The organism is Dolichospermum sp. UHCC 0260, from assembly GCF_009711985.1.
Lineage (GTDB): Bacteria > Cyanobacteriota > Cyanobacteriia > Cyanobacteriales > Nostocaceae > Dolichospermum > Dolichospermum lemmermannii.
In genome coordinates, this window is sequence record NZ_VIKZ01000081.1 from 1 (window position 1) to 13,345 (window position 13,345).

Below are 13,345 nucleotides of genomic sequence, written 5' to 3' on the forward strand. Positions count from 1 at the left end.
GCAGATGAGGAAACAACAAGGGTAATGTTAGCAGTTGCGAAAAGGGAAGAAGAAGGTTGCTTATATTCTGAACACATTGATAATTTTCCCTGTGAGGATCTTCGTACTATTGACCAGTTGTGGGTAAAATACAGTGATGGGAAATTTGGTTTCTCTGTGCAGAAACGAATTTATAATGGTTTAGGGGGAACGAGAGAATATAACCATAAAATCTGGGAGAAGTTCGGGGACAAGGTAGGCTGGCGAAAAGGAGGAGGCTGGTTGTACTACAAAGATATTACTTTTGACAGAAAATCACCAGAAGGAAACCTCCCTATTGAGGCATTGTGGCAATGGTTAAGATTGGAGACATTTGTGAGACTTGGGTGGGTGGATGAGGTGGATTGTCTTCTCTCATGTCTTTTCTCGCGTCGAGACTTGTAAGTTGTAACATTTAAGAGTTACATAAAATTATTAAGTCTGAATCAGGATATTCAGGATTTAAGGATTTAGAGGATGTTAGTTTGCATCTAAAGATCCCCGACTTCTGCGATAATTAATGTGATAAATGAGAAGATTGTTAAAAGTTGTCGGGTATCTGAATTTCTCAATTGTCTGAATCAGGATTTCCAGGATTAAAGGATTTACAGGATGGTAATTTTTAGATGGTTTGTTGGTGATGAAAGTTGTATTTGTCTGAATCAGGATAACCAGGATTAAAGGATTAACAGGATGGTAATTTTTAGATGGTTTAAATTATTCAAAAATAATCATTCAAAAACATCCTGAAAAATCCCCAACCCCCCACCAAAAATCATCCAATCACATCCTGAAAATCCTCAAATCCTGGAAATCCTGATATGGCTAACGCCACGCTTCGCTATCAGACAAATTAAAATCACCAACTCCCCACCAAAAATCATCCAATAACATCCTGTAAATCCTCAAATCCTGGAAATCCTGATTCAGACAAATAAAAATCACCAAATCCCCACCAAAAATCATCCAATAACATCCTGTAAATCCTCAAATCCTAGACATCCTGATTCAGACAATTACGTTTATAATGAAAATTATCAGTTATAGGAAATAGACCATGAATATTACCCTAAAACCAGAACAAGAACAGTTTATTCAAAACCAGTTAGCTCAAGGGAGATTTCCTAATGCTGAAGCAGTCATTAATCAAGCTCTAGAACTTTTACAAGAAAAACAACGAGAATATGAAGACTGGGTAGAAGATGTGAGAATTAAAGTGAATGAAGCCGCAGCAGAATTAGAACGAGGAGAAGGAGTTCCTTTAGAAACAGTTGTTGAACAGATACAGGCAAAATTTCGTCATGCGCGAGAGGAAAAAAAATGAATCAATGTTTGATTTCACCTCTAGCAATTCGAGATTTAGATAGCATTTCTGAATACTTTTTAAACAGAAATATTGAAGCGGGAGAAATACTCTTTCAAGATTTCACAAAAAAGTGTGAAAAATTACTGCAATTTCCTAATATGGGACGCAGTTACGAATACATAAGACAGGGAATGCGTGGACTTCCTTTAAATGGTTACATCATTTTTTATCAAGTTGTTGATAATAATGTGGAAATTCTTAGAGTCGTAAATGGTCGTCAAGATTTAGAAGCTTTATTTGCAGAATAGGATAGTTTATTAAATGAGAATCTTGATCATCAATCAAATAATATCTAAAAAATTCCCCACATCACAAAAATCCTGACATCCAAAAAACTTCAACGCAAACCAACATCCTGTAAATCCTAAAATCCTGGATATCCTGATATGGCTACGCCACGCTTCGCTATCAGACAATTAAATAAACCTACTTGTCTATCTCAGATTCTAACCATGTTTTCAAGTCATTAATATCTGTAAAATCCAACAATGCTTCTCCCAGCTTTTCCAGTTGTTCTATGTTTAGACTGTTGATATTTTCGATGTAAATATCTTTCAATTTTCCAAATCTTTTTGATAACTGACGTATCAATAAAATCATCTCACCATCTTGTCTACCTTCTTCTCTCCCTTCCTGCTTGGCTTCTTGATATACCCTTGTTTGCTTAATATCACTCACTAAAAACATTGCTTCTATCTCCTGACGGCTTAATTGTGAAAATTTGGACAATAAAACAGTCTCCAACAATTCTATAATACCTTGTTTTTCTCTGTCATTCTCAACTTCTGTCTTAGTTCTGTCCAAGAGAGCTTTAACTAATTCCGGTGCTTGTGCTTCCTTACTGACAATTAACTCAATTAACCCCATACCAATTGAACCTGGTGGTAATTCATCTAAATAAATTCGTTTAATTCTCCCACTATTAATAAATTCTTGTTGATAAGCAGTCAATTCTCCTACATCTAAACTCCGTTTCGCAAATAAAGCTACTCCTTGCCAATCTTGTACAGGTTTAAATTGATTAAGATAAATGTTGATTTCGGCGATTAATTCCCAGTAAAAGTCCGGTTTTAGTTGAAATTGCACTTCTACAAAATAGATGGGTTTTTCTACACTATCTGCCATAAAAATCCCATCAAATCGAAATGCTTTTTCTTTCACTTCCACAGAGGTAAATTTATAATCTGTGGCGTTTTCTGTAGGTTCTCCCAGAATTTCAAATAATAGGGTGTGAAAAGTGAGGAAGATTTGATAAAATATTGTGTCTGTGTGCATTATTCCTGATTTTGAAATTTCTTAATTACTTATTTATCTGCTGATTTTAACCATCTTTCCCAGTTCTCCATCTACTGTAATTGCATCTTCATTCTGAGATACAAATAACGTCTTGGTATTTTGGTTATGAGGACAAACTTTATTTTCCTATTTCCCTGCTTGGAGGGATTTATTTGGGAAATAATTATCTTGATAAATAAAAACTCTATATATATGGGCGCACACTTTCCCACTCATATCATAAGCATACCCGAAACTCGGAACACTGTCAACCCCCCTAGCTGAAATTACCAAAACTCGTTAGATTATTGATAAAATTCTCAATAATAATGAGAATAAACCCCCAATAATTGAGAATGTTCTTTTTTGCCAAAATCCCATACAAATAACTTATATCTTAATAACAAGATCCCCGACTTCTTTGATTAATGTTGTGATTTATCAATATTTAATTTAGAAGTCGGGGATCTAAATCGGTTGAACAAAAAAAGCACAACCCTACTATAATATTTATGGAAAACTTAAATAATCAACTATAAAAAATGCCATCTACCGTTACCCTCACCATTACCACAGGAAAACTTTCAGGAAAACAATATATATTTGATAGTCGCAGCACTTGTATTATCGGTAGAGGTGAAGATTGCAATTTGCAAATTGCTGATAATATTGATATGACAGTTTCTCGCTATCATTGCTTATTAGATATCAATCCTCCTGAAATGAGAATCCGTGATTTAGGGAGTTTAAACGGTACGATTGTTAATGATAAAAAAATCGGACAAAGGAAAGCGGGTGAATCTCCAGAAGAAGCATTAAAGGCAATTTTTCCCGAATATGATTTAGTCAATAATGATCAGGTAGCGGTAGGAGATATTATTTTTGATATTAGTACAGAAATAGAACTGGAAAAACAGAAAACTCCTTATATTCCAGTCGAACAAGAAAATAATAAACCGAACTTTTTTGAAATTATTAAAAATCTCCTAAATTTAGCAAATCAAGGTAATCAAAATCTCCAGAAAATTTCTAATTATCAGATTATAAAATCTTTAGGTGAAGGTGGATGTGGAGAAGTATTTTTAGCTGAACATATCCCCACTAGAAAACGGGTAGCACTAAAGTTAATGTTGCCTAAAGTCGCGGCTAAAGAACTGGGTGTAAAAATGTTTTTGCGAGAAACAGAAAACACTAAATATTTACAACATCCTCATGTGGTGAAAATGTTAGATTATGGCTATGCAGAAAATACCTTTTTCTTCACAATGGAATATTGCGAAGGTGGGGATGTTTGGGATTTGATGGAGAAATTAGGAGGACGTTTACCTGTTAATATAGCTGTTGATATTATTCTGCAAGTTCTCGACGGGTTAATCTATACCCATAATGTTGAAGTTCCTTGTGTGAAATTAGCAGACGGAAGACTAGGAAAAGGAAAAGGTTTAGTACATCGAGATTTAAAACCGAATAATATTTTTATCACCAATATCAACGGTAAAATGGTGGCGAAAATAGGAGATTATGGATTATCCAAAGCTTTTGATTTAGCAGGTTTAAGTGGACACACTTTCACAGGTGCGAAAATGGGGACTCCTGCGTTTATGTGTCGTCAACAATTACTAGATTTAAAAAATTCCTTACCAGAGGTTGATGTGTGGGCAAGTGCTGCTTGTTTATATAATATATTAACGGGATATTTCCCCCGTGATTTTGTCGGTGAACCTTGGACTTGTGTGCTAAGAAATGAGGCTGTCCCCATTCGTCAACGTGATAGTAGTATTCCTGAAAAATTAGCAGAAGTGATAGATTTGGCTTTAACAGAAAAGCCAAAAATTTATTTTCAAACTGCGGCTGAGTTTAAAGCAGCGTTGTTAAAATGTGTTTGATTCTTAAATCTTAGTAACTTGAGGATCTAAAACAATGCGTGTACCAGTGATATCTACATGATAAGTCCAAAACTGGCTTTTAACTTTGATAATTACTTCCCAACCTTTAATGGGAGCAAAATTCTGGGTGCAGACTTCACCAAAATTAAAGACGCAGGAATTACTAAAAGTTTTCTGAATTGACTGGGTAATTTTCAAAGAACTTACTGCTAAACCAGAACGTTTAGAAGCATTACTCAAAACCGCATTAGCAATTTTTTTCGGTAATTGATTACTGCTAATTTTCGGATCTAGAAGAATTTGTGAACCGGATTTATTCACATGATAAGTCCAAGATTGTTCTTTGACTTGCACAATTACAATCCAACCGGGAATAGGATTATATTCCCTTGTGCAAACTTCCCCAAATTGAAAATTACAGGGATTGCTAAAAATAGTAGATGTAACTTGAGTAATTTGCAAATTAGAAACTTTCACCCCAGAAACTCTAGCAGCATCCCTTAGCAATTTTTGAGAAATAGATTTAGGTAAAGTATTTTGGTTTAATTGTGACTGTTCGGGATTTTTAGCATTTGCAGATGTACTATTTTCAGTGACATCTAAACCACAGGCAAACAAGCTGGTAATAATCAAACCAAAGACCAAGATTTGCGGAAACTTGAAATTGTTATACATTTGGGAAACTAGCTTAGTGATTAGATTCATAACCATATAAATTAACAATTGAATACTGAATTAAACTTAACTTTACAACTTATAAATAATTCTTTCCCTCCTCATTCCTCCGCGTCCTCTGTGTCCTCTGTGGTTCGTTTTTCTATTAATTTATTCCCCATTGCCAAAAGTGCCGTTCCATAAGCTGCTTCTGTATTAATTGATGAAACAATTGGTACTTTTAAACAACGTTGACGAATAGATGTCCAAGTAGAATTAGCAGCACCACCACCGGCAGTATAAATATGAGTTAAAGGATCTGCACCTAGATTTTGTAATAGTTCATATCCTCTAGTTTCTATTCTAGCCATACTTTCTAATAAACCATGTAGAAATTCTTGAGGTTGATCTGGACGTGGTTCTAGTCTGGGTAATAATTGGGGATCATTAATGGGAAAGCGATCGCCTGGTTTCAATAATGGATAATAATCTAACACACTGGCTTGAGTTGGATCAATTTCCGCACTTAACCTCACCAACTCAACATCGCTGAAAAAATGTTTCAAAATAGCACCACCCGTATTAGACGCACCTCCAGTCAACCACAAATCTCCTAAACGATGGCTATAAATCCCATATCGCGCATCTTCGATTCTATGCCGACTTAAAAGTTTTAGTACCAAAGTTGAACCCAGCGAAGTTACCGCTTCCCCCGGAAATTTAGCTCCACTGGCTAGAAAAGCCGCAATACTATCTGTTGTGCCAGCAACCACTAAACAATCGCCTTTAAAGCCAAAATCGGCCGCAATCTGGGGAAGTAATTCACCAATGGCTGTACCCGGTGCTAAGACTTGCGGTAACTGGAGGGGAATTTCTAGCTGTTCCAACCATGCTGGATATTGCAATTTTTCCACGTCATAACCCAATTTTAAGGCGTTGTGGTAATCGCTAATACCTAACTTTCCATGCAAGAGAAATCCCAGCCAATCGGCTTGATGCAATAAATATCTAGCTTTTGCAAAATCAGGTAATTCTTGCATCCAGAGGAGTTTCGCTAGACTAGATGTAGCACCTAATACAGTGTGATTTGCTGGCGCAATCCTGCTCAATCGTTCTAAAACCACTGCACCCCGACCATCATTGTACAATAGTGGCGCGTCCACAGGCTTTCCAGCCCCATCAGTCAGTAAAATAGTGGAAGAAGTCCCATTAATAGCGATCGCTCCGATTTCCCCCCTTAACACCCCCGGAATTTGCCCTAATAGACTCCATAAAGCCTGTTGCCAACATTGAACCCAATCAACAGTCCCAACCTGCCAACAATGGCGCATTTCGGACAGAATCCGACCTTCTTCATCAATTACCACACCCCGTGCGCCAGAAGTACCAAAGTCAATACCAAGCGATAAAGTCATAAATTAAGGGAATAGGGAAACTTCCTAACAACTGTACGGGCGAAGCATTTGGAGAACTATTTTTGGCAATGACCGATAATTTATCTTCCCAATGCTTCGCCCCTACTGACAACTGACCAATCCCCAGTTTTTGTTGCATCTTGTAACAAGATGTTTCCTAATCCTGCTAAAACAGTGAAAAGTAGTAAACGGAGTCTTGAAAATCAAGTTCAACTTAGGAGGATTTCCATCATGCCTATCTCAGATACCCAAGTTTACATTGCATTAGCTGTAGCGCTAATTCCAGGAATTCTAGCTTGGCGTTTAGCTACAGAACTATACAAATAACACCAGTGTAACGCTGTTACAGGTGCTTAATCCATAAGTAGGAGTAGATTTCAAATACTTGTAGTTCTAAACTATGGGAATTTTAGGAATCGCCCCTACTTTACTAGGTAATATTTTATTCATCTTCATACTTGTATAAATTTCCAGAAAATGGAGTAATATGGCAGCTAAATTAAGCCGCAATTAGCACCTGTTTGCTTTTGACGGTAATTACCGTAAATCAGCGAGTTTTTTGTTAGCACCATGAATGCGTTTCAACCATCTAAACCTCCTCTACAGCCCGTAGAACAACGCCGAACTGTACCAAGACCTAAACGACATTTACGCCAACGTGCTTATCAAATAATGGCACTGGAAACTACAGCCAAAGTAGCAGTTAATATAGTTATTAGTGCAGCAGCAGTATCTGCTTTAGTACAATTATTACCTTATCATTGGTCACAACAGGATAAGTTGCGAACAGTTCGTACCGAAGTAAAAGTTATGGAAGGGCGTGTGCAAAACTTGCAGACAGAATTTAGCCGCAACTTTGATCCTGGGGAAGCTAAAAGTATTATGCAACAAAAATCATTTCGCTTTGACCCTAATCAGCGTCCAGTTATATTGATGAATCAAGAGCAGACTGGAACGGAACAATCTAACTCAGTTCCATAAAAGCGCGGAAAATATATTAATCATCACGGTTATTAGGGTGACTACCAAATGATACAACTTTATATTTAGTCATGAAACTCAAATTTTTGAGTCAGTTTTACAAATTGAATGTCTAAAACTCTGAATTAAGCCATCTACTAAATTAGTCTTCAAAAAAGAGCAACTCGTTTAACCAGTTTTCGATTTGTAACCGTAAGCGATAACCGGAAACATCTTGATGATTTAAAGATGGTAGTTCTGCCAATGCGCGACGATAATTCGCAATTGCACAATTCCAATCACCCCAGAGATGATAAGTCCGTCCCTGTTCCGCCCAAATGTTGCCTTTGAGTTGACCAAACAGCATGGCAATTTCTAAGTTTTCAATAGCTTCCGCATAGTCTCCCAAGTCGCGTAAAGTAATACTACGATTAATCCAAGCCCGAACATGATGGGGATTTAGATCTAATGCTTGTTCATAATCAGCCAATGCGGCTGTTAATTCACCACAAGCAGCGTAATAATTAGCCCGATTATTGTAGGCACTAGCTAATTTAGAATTTAAATCTAAGGCTTTGTTATAGTCAGAGATAGCTTTTTGGCTATCACCACTTTGAAAATAAATCAGCCCTCGGTTATTGTAATCGACCGCATTTTCGGGATGATGGTCAATCAGGTGACTTAACAGTGCGATCGCTTTAGTATAATCCCCTTGTTGTGCTAACTTCAAAGCACAAGAGCGTAAATAACGTTCTTCCAACATTGATTCATTACCATCCTGTAACGGCGCACATTGATGACAAGGATTGTTTTGATCAGAAAGACATACTTGATTGTTTTGAATACCAGAATTTAAAAAAGAGTGCTTATTCATACTTTGCCTATTTGGTTTACTTGGTTTGTCAAGTAAAGTTACAGTTTTTGTGTCCTAATGACTCTAGGATGATTGAAGGACGTGGATTTTACATCCAACAACAGATGAGCCATAAATCTAATAATGTATACTTCATACCCAAGTTCAATTCCCGAATCAGTAAAATTCTGAAGAATTGAAGTGTAAATGTTAATGATCAGGGGAAGAGGGAAGAGGGAAGAGGTAATAAGTAATAGGCAATAAGAGTTTTACCAATGACAACGGACAACTAACAACTAACCAAACCCTATTTACCAATTCTAGAAGAGACATTTCTCATGACAACAATAATTGCTTATGCTGATGCTACCGCTCTCAATACCGATGACTATATTGTGCTTTGTTTAGCCACGTGCTTATATAAAGAAGATGGGGAAGTGGATCAAATTGAAGTGATAGAACCCATTCCTACAGCCGCATTAGAAGCTATCTGTAAACAAATTCCCACATCTTAAATTATTCGATAGAGCGCAAACGGGTACTAAATGCGGCTAGAATTGTCACCAAAGACGACAACATAAAACAACATTCCCACACTCAAAAAGTTCTTTAATTTCAGATAACTATGTTAAAAGTTTACGGCGGCGCTCGTAGTCGGGCTGCAATTGTCCAATGGTATTTAGAGGAACTAGAAGTTCCTTATGAATTTGTACTTTTGGATATGCAAGCAGGGGAACATCTCCAGGTTGATTTTCTCAAAATTAACCCCATGGGTAAAGTTCCCGCGATAGTTGATGGTGATTTCCAGCTTTGGGAATCAGGGGCTATTTTGCTTTATTTGGCGGAAAAATATGGTAAAATCGTTTATTCGTTAGAAGAGAAAGCTATATTTACCCAATGGGTATTATTTGCCAATTCCAGTTTAGGAACAGGTATTTTTATAGAAGCCAATCGTGAAAAGGAAATGCCCCGCTTGCTGACTCCTTTGAATGAAATTTTCGCAAAACAGCCTTTCTTACTGGGTAATGATTTCACCGTTGCCGATGTGGCTGTGGGATCAATTCTCTCTTATATCCCCATTATGCTCAAATTAGATTTGAGTGCCTACCCAGCAGTCGTGAATTATATTCAGTCTATATCTGAACGTCCGGCATTTCAAAAAAGTATTGGGGGACGGAAGTAATTGACAATTAATAATTGACAACTGTTAGTTGTCAATTATATTTTCTAGCGATAATTTGTAAATTGCAAAGCGACGGGGAAATCTTCTTGTTTAAGCCGTTGAATCACGAGTTGTAAGTCATCTTTTGATTTAGCTATTACCCGCACAGAGTCACCTTGAATTGAGGCTTGCACCTTTTTAATTTCGTCCCGAATTATCTTAGAAATTTGTTTAGCAATTTCTTGGCTAATGCCTTTTTTCAGGGTAATTTCTTGACGAACACGGCTACCGCTGGCAGATTCAACTTTGCCAAATTCAAAGATTTTTTGAGAAAGATTCCGCTTGGCGGCTTTTTCCCGCAGGATGGTATGGACTGATTCTAAGGTAAAGTCGCTGTCAGTACCAACGGTAATTTTTTCTTCGCTTAATTCGATTGTGGTTTTAGTATCTTTAAGATCGTAACGGCTTTTAACGTCTCTGATGACTTGATCAATAGTATTAACTAATTCTTGTCTATCAAAGTCGCTGACGATATCAAAGGAAAAAGAAGCAGCCATAAATAAAATTGGTAATTGGTAATTGGTAAGAGAGAAGAGGCAAAATTAAAAATCCTTATTCCCTCAGCTTAATTATTTAACTTGCATGAGACTGAGGAAAAACAGCGTTCCCGAACTAAAAGAAGCAATACCAAACATGAGTGATCTTAACAAAGGTATATTTGCAATATAGAAAATAGAGTATAGCAAACGAGCAATCAGAAAAGCGATGGCTGCATTCACTCCTTGGGGAGAATTCACTCCAGTGACATAAGCCATTAGTGCGGCTGCGGCAAAAACCATAAACGCTTCAAAGGAGTTTTCATGGGCCCATGTTGCCCGTTGGGCATAGGGAGGCAACTTGTCAAACATGGCGCGAGGTGCAGACAAATCATATCCTACTTGCACTCTAGCAAAAGCTACTAATAAATAGGGTAGATAAATGAGAATAGCCGCAACGACAATAGAGGATAAAAAAATAGCAGGTACTGGTAATAGAGATAAAGACATTCAACTAATTTAATAGGGTACTTGGTCAGGTATTGATCATTTTTGTCAATGGATAAGGGGTAATTTAGTGAAATCATTACCCTTTACCCAATGATTTTCCATCTCTATCATTAGCTTTGCAAAAACTGCCGTTCACTCTAGTCAAAGTAGAAGAGTGTTACCACTTTTCGCTGGTCTTCGGCATCACTACAAGTTTGTAGCAAAGTGCGACTATCGTGAAATGCAAAGCAGATTAGTTGTTGACAACGAGAGACGATTTCTTTGTTACATAGGTAACTCGCTTCAGCTAGGGACAAGTTATCATTACTGGGGTTTTCCACTAAGTGCATAACCTGTTCTAATTGCTGGCGCGATTCTTGGGGTTGACGTTCCAAACTTTGGGGTAAAATAACCGTGAGTAAGTTGGGATCAGCCTTGGTTGCGCCCCGGATGGCCGCAGAGTTTGTGCCTGTAGCACCAGAAGTAATGATGCGGTTGCCCGATAGAATCAGGGCATAAGTCATCATTTCAATGAGGTTCTGATGGGTAATTGGCACATGACGAGAACCTAGCAAGGCAATCCGCTTGGAACCTGTTTGCTGGATGGTTGCTAGTTCTTGGGCTAAGGTATCGAGTTTAATAGTATCTATTGACTGACTCAAAGATGAAGATCATGAGATTAAACAACCTAGACATTCTACCAAACAGCGTGTACATAGGATACTAACCAGGGTTACATTATTATTTGTTAGCAAATTACTAAGGAGCTACTCAACCTCTAGAACTACTTTTGGAAATACCCATACCTCTTAATCCCCTCCAGCCGATGACGATATAACCAATTGACAATAATAAACTATTAATACCAGTTCGCAATTCCTTCCAGGCATCTTCCTGGGTTTTCTGCAACTGTTGTTGTGTTTGAGTCTGAATTTGGTTAAGTCTTTGGGTTGCTAGTTTTTGAGGGTCTGTTTGCTGGGCGATAAAATTATCAAGAGAGTTAAGATTTGTTTTATACTGCTTGAGTAGATCCTTCTGTGCCTCAGGTAATTGACTATCGCTAAGTGCCTGATTATACTTTTTGTCATCCTTAACCAGTTCATTTAGCTGGGTTCTGAGTTGCTCTTTTAATGCAGCGCGTTGTTTCTCTACAGATGCTTTTACCTGATCATTACCAAGTTGATTTTGGAGTTGTGCTAATTGATTTTTCACTTGGGTTTCTGACTGTTCCGCTTCTTTCTCAATCCGTGCTAACCCCTCTGCCTTTAGTTGATTGACGTTACTCAGATGTAGGGGAAAAATCAACAAAAATATCAGTCCTAACAAACTAGAGAGGATAAAAATTGGCAATTTTAGACCAGAAGACGAGGAACGACTACTTTCACTAGATCCACTAGATTTACCAACCCAGTATGCAATTAGAATTGTTCCCAGACCAAGCAATGGTACAATACCCTGATTTACAAGACTTCTGCACAAGTTAATTTGCCAGAGTTTATCTGTAAATTGCAAAGGGAATAATAAAAATAGACAGTCTACAGAAAAGAACAATATACAGATTATACCTATTAACTGGAGCAAGAAGGATGTGTTAGAGGATGTATTAGTAGCCATATTGGTTTACAGTGTGAATACATTAAATTAATTAGCATATTTAATGTTACAGGATTACCCAGTAAGCGTAAAGCTCAGTGTCTAGAGCTTAAATCTTTCTCGCCATTCTTCTACATTTTGTCGTAAACCTGCACCCAACCAATCATCAAACTGGGGATACAGTGGTAAACGTGGTACTAACTCCCAGCCCCCAGATTTTAAGATGTTTCTGAGTTCCTGTTCCTGTAAATGGGGATAATCAGGATTAACTTCATCCTTGGGACCTATTCCCCCTAAATCCCTCGCTCCAGCGGCTATACAAGCAAGTAACCAATTTTCATCTTTAACTAAATTGGGGGGAATCTGGATTGTAATGTCTGCTGGTAAAATTTCCCGCACTTTGGCGATAATTTCTGGTAATTGATGAGGGTTAAATGGTGGTGCGTCAAAGTTTTGCACCGTTCCGGGGCTGTGGGGTTGGAGAATTACCTCTTGAATATGATGGTAATGTGCATGAGATTCAGAAATAGCCGCTAAAGTCTCCCACCAATCTGTCTCTGTTTCCCCTATTCCTAAAAGTAACCCTGTGGTGAAGGGGATTTTTAGCTCTCCTGCCCATTGTAATTGTTGCGATCGCACTTGGGGCAATTTACTTGGTGCATGACGATGGACTGTACTTAATAGTTTTGGTGTCAACTGCTCCAACATTAACCCCATGGACACATTCACCGTTTTCAGTTTTTGCATTTCTACCCAACTCAGTGGACCAACATTGGTATGGGGTAAAAATCCCATGTCTATTGCTAAGGCACACAAATCATAAATTCGCTCAAACCAAGCTTCCCGTCGGGCTGAATGGGGATGGACTTCACCGCTCAAGATCAGGATTTCACAGACATTTTGTTGTTTAAGTTGTAAAAAAATCTCTTTAGCTTCCCCAAGAGTCAACCAAGGACTTTTACCCGGTTCAGTGCGGAAATTGCAATAAGAACAGCGGTTAAAGCACTCATAAGTGGGAACAATAGTATAAGCAGGGCTATAGGTAACAATATTTTGACTAGATAGAGACATATATAGTAGGGAGCAGGGTCTGCGTCCAAAAATGCAGGGGTTGATGAATGAAGTAGGGAGTTGCGTC

General features: G+C 37.8%; 17 protein-coding genes and 1 pseudogene. 8 read left to right on the plus strand and 10 right to left on the minus strand.

Features of this window, described 5'->3' with window-relative positions:
* From FJR08_RS21495 to FJR08_RS21505, 3 genes are all read left to right on the plus strand, one after another.
* The coding region (locus tag FJR08_RS21495) for a GUN4 domain-containing protein (RefSeq protein WP_168634515.1) at positions 1-423 on the plus strand (423 nt) is incomplete at its 5' end.
* Between the two features lie 652 nt (positions 424-1,075).
* On the plus strand, positions 1,076-1,342 hold the full coding sequence (locus FJR08_RS21500) for a type II toxin-antitoxin system ParD family antitoxin (protein ID WP_168634516.1): 267 nt from the start codon (positions 1,076-1,078) through the stop codon (positions 1,340-1,342).
* Entirely contained in the window at positions 1,339-1,632 is a 294-nt protein-coding gene (locus tag FJR08_RS21505) for a type II toxin-antitoxin system RelE/ParE family toxin (protein ID WP_015079969.1), read from the plus strand. The genes FJR08_RS21500 and FJR08_RS21505 overlap by 4 nt, the downstream gene beginning before the upstream one ends.
* Positions 1,633-1,810: 178 nt before the next feature.
* On the opposite strand, the gene FJR08_RS21510 is transcribed toward FJR08_RS21505, so the two are convergent.
* Entirely contained in the window at positions 1,811-2,659 is an 849-nt protein-coding gene (locus FJR08_RS21510; RefSeq protein ID WP_168634517.1) for an Rpn family recombination-promoting nuclease/putative transposase, read from the minus strand.
* Positions 2,660-3,201: 542 nt separating this feature from the next.
* On the opposite strand from FJR08_RS21510, the gene FJR08_RS21515 reads away from it, so the two are divergent.
* Positions 3,202-4,545: a protein kinase gene (locus tag FJR08_RS21515; protein WP_168634518.1), complete on the plus strand. Its 1,344-nt coding sequence runs from the start codon at positions 3,202-3,204 to the stop codon at positions 4,543-4,545.
* Positions 4,546-4,548: 3 nt separating this feature from the next.
* Here the strand turns inward: FJR08_RS21515 and FJR08_RS21520 are convergent, their stop codons facing one another.
* From FJR08_RS21520 to FJR08_RS21530, 3 genes are all read right to left on the minus strand, one after another.
* A complete protein-coding gene (locus tag FJR08_RS21520; protein WP_254435827.1) occupies positions 4,549-5,220 on the minus strand; it encodes a hypothetical protein in 672 nt (223 codons plus the stop codon).
* 101 nt (positions 5,221-5,321) lie between these two features.
* Positions 5,322-6,614 carry an FGGY-family carbohydrate kinase gene (locus FJR08_RS21525; protein ID WP_168634520.1) on the minus strand — a complete coding sequence of 431 codons (1,293 nt, stop codon included), beginning with the start codon at positions 6,612-6,614 and terminating at the stop codon, positions 5,322-5,324.
* Positions 6,592-6,753: a hypothetical protein gene (locus tag FJR08_RS21530; protein WP_168634521.1), complete on the minus strand. Its 162-nt coding sequence runs from the start codon at positions 6,751-6,753 to the stop codon at positions 6,592-6,594. Before FJR08_RS21530 ends, FJR08_RS21525 begins: the two co-directional genes overlap by 23 nt.
* Before the next feature lie 92 nt (positions 6,754-6,845).
* Here FJR08_RS21530 and psaM point away from each other — a divergent pair, with 92 nt between their 5' ends.
* On the plus strand, positions 6,846-6,941 hold the full coding sequence (gene psaM, locus FJR08_RS21535; protein ID WP_006196319.1) for a photosystem I reaction center subunit XII: 96 nt from the start codon (positions 6,846-6,848) through the stop codon (positions 6,939-6,941).
* A gap of 243 nt (positions 6,942-7,184) precedes the next feature.
* On the plus strand, positions 7,185-7,595 hold the full coding sequence (locus tag FJR08_RS21540; RefSeq protein ID WP_168634522.1) for a hypothetical protein: 411 nt from the start codon (positions 7,185-7,187) through the stop codon (positions 7,593-7,595).
* A gap of 142 nt (positions 7,596-7,737) precedes the next feature.
* Here the strand turns inward: FJR08_RS21540 and FJR08_RS21545 are convergent, their stop codons facing one another.
* The gene (locus FJR08_RS21545; RefSeq protein WP_015079963.1) at positions 7,738-8,448 is read right to left on the minus strand and encodes a tetratricopeptide repeat protein; all 711 of its coding nucleotides are present in this window, start codon (positions 8,446-8,448) and stop codon (positions 7,738-7,740) included.
* 317 nt (positions 8,449-8,765) lie between these two features.
* Here FJR08_RS21545 and FJR08_RS21550 point away from each other — a divergent pair.
* Both FJR08_RS21550 and FJR08_RS21555 read left to right on the plus strand, forming a co-directional pair.
* Positions 8,766-9,040: pseudogene (locus FJR08_RS21550) on the plus strand (hypothetical protein).
* Between the two features lie 12 nt (positions 9,041-9,052).
* On the plus strand, positions 9,053-9,610 hold the full coding sequence (locus FJR08_RS21555) for a glutathione S-transferase family protein (RefSeq protein WP_168634523.1): 558 nt from the start codon (positions 9,053-9,055) through the stop codon (positions 9,608-9,610).
* 44 nt (positions 9,611-9,654) lie between these two features.
* Here FJR08_RS21555 and FJR08_RS21560 read toward each other — a convergent pair whose 3' ends face one another.
* The 5 genes from FJR08_RS21560 to cofG form a co-directional block, all read right to left on the minus strand.
* Positions 9,655-10,146 (minus strand): YajQ family cyclic di-GMP-binding protein, encoded by a 492-nt coding sequence (locus FJR08_RS21560; RefSeq protein ID WP_015079962.1) that lies wholly within the window; start codon positions 10,144-10,146, stop codon positions 9,655-9,657.
* A 72-nt stretch (positions 10,147-10,218) separates the two neighbouring features.
* The gene (locus FJR08_RS21565) at positions 10,219-10,635 is read right to left on the minus strand and encodes an MAPEG family protein (RefSeq protein ID WP_015079961.1); all 417 of its coding nucleotides are present in this window, start codon (positions 10,633-10,635) and stop codon (positions 10,219-10,221) included.
* 137 nt (positions 10,636-10,772) lie between these two features.
* Positions 10,773-11,276 (minus strand): hypothetical protein, encoded by a 504-nt coding sequence (locus FJR08_RS21570; protein WP_015079960.1) that lies wholly within the window; start codon positions 11,274-11,276, stop codon positions 10,773-10,775.
* Between the two features lie 109 nt (positions 11,277-11,385).
* A complete protein-coding gene (locus tag FJR08_RS21575) occupies positions 11,386-12,228 on the minus strand; it encodes an HpsJ family protein (protein WP_015079959.1) in 843 nt (280 codons plus the stop codon).
* An 81-nt stretch (positions 12,229-12,309) separates the two neighbouring features.
* Positions 12,310-13,278 carry a 7,8-didemethyl-8-hydroxy-5-deazariboflavin synthase subunit CofG gene (gene cofG, locus FJR08_RS21580; protein ID WP_168634524.1) on the minus strand — a complete coding sequence of 323 codons (969 nt, stop codon included), beginning with the start codon at positions 13,276-13,278 and terminating at the stop codon, positions 12,310-12,312.
* Positions 13,279-13,345: the final 67 nt, after the last annotated feature.

Coding starts and splice junctions, on each gene's coding strand:
- FJR08_RS21515 (WP_168634518.1), top strand. CDS start 3,202: ATGCCATCTACCGTTACCCTCACCATTACCACAGGAAAACTTTCAGGA.
- FJR08_RS21505 (WP_015079969.1), top strand. CDS start 1,339: ATGAATCAATGTTTGATTTCACCTCTAGCAATTCGAGATTTAGATAGC.
- FJR08_RS21510 (WP_168634517.1), bottom strand. CDS start 2,659: ATGCACACAGACACAATATTTTATCAAATCTTCCTCACTTTTCACACC.
- FJR08_RS21520 (WP_254435827.1), bottom strand. CDS start 5,220: ATGTATAACAATTTCAAGTTTCCGCAAATCTTGGTCTTTGGTTTGATT.
- FJR08_RS21530 (WP_168634521.1), bottom strand. CDS start 6,753: ATGCAACAAAAACTGGGGATTGGTCAGTTGTCAGTAGGGGCGAAGCAT.
- FJR08_RS21560 (WP_015079962.1), bottom strand. CDS start 10,146: ATGGCTGCTTCTTTTTCCTTTGATATCGTCAGCGACTTTGATAGACAA.
- FJR08_RS21555 (WP_168634523.1), top strand. CDS start 9,053: ATGTTAAAAGTTTACGGCGGCGCTCGTAGTCGGGCTGCAATTGTCCAA.
- FJR08_RS21575 (WP_015079959.1), bottom strand. CDS start 12,228: ATGGCTACTAATACATCCTCTAACACATCCTTCTTGCTCCAGTTAATA.
- cofG (WP_168634524.1), bottom strand. CDS start 13,278: ATGTCTCTATCTAGTCAAAATATTGTTACCTATAGCCCTGCTTATACT.
- psaM (WP_006196319.1), top strand. CDS start 6,846: ATGCCTATCTCAGATACCCAAGTTTACATTGCATTAGCTGTAGCGCTA.
- FJR08_RS21540 (WP_168634522.1), top strand. CDS start 7,185: ATGAATGCGTTTCAACCATCTAAACCTCCTCTACAGCCCGTAGAACAA.
- FJR08_RS21565 (WP_015079961.1), bottom strand. CDS start 10,635: ATGTCTTTATCTCTATTACCAGTACCTGCTATTTTTTTATCCTCTATT.
- FJR08_RS21525 (WP_168634520.1), bottom strand. CDS start 6,614: ATGACTTTATCGCTTGGTATTGACTTTGGTACTTCTGGCGCACGGGGT.
- FJR08_RS21500 (WP_168634516.1), top strand. CDS start 1,076: ATGAATATTACCCTAAAACCAGAACAAGAACAGTTTATTCAAAACCAG.
- FJR08_RS21545 (WP_015079963.1), bottom strand. CDS start 8,448: ATGAATAAGCACTCTTTTTTAAATTCTGGTATTCAAAACAATCAAGTA.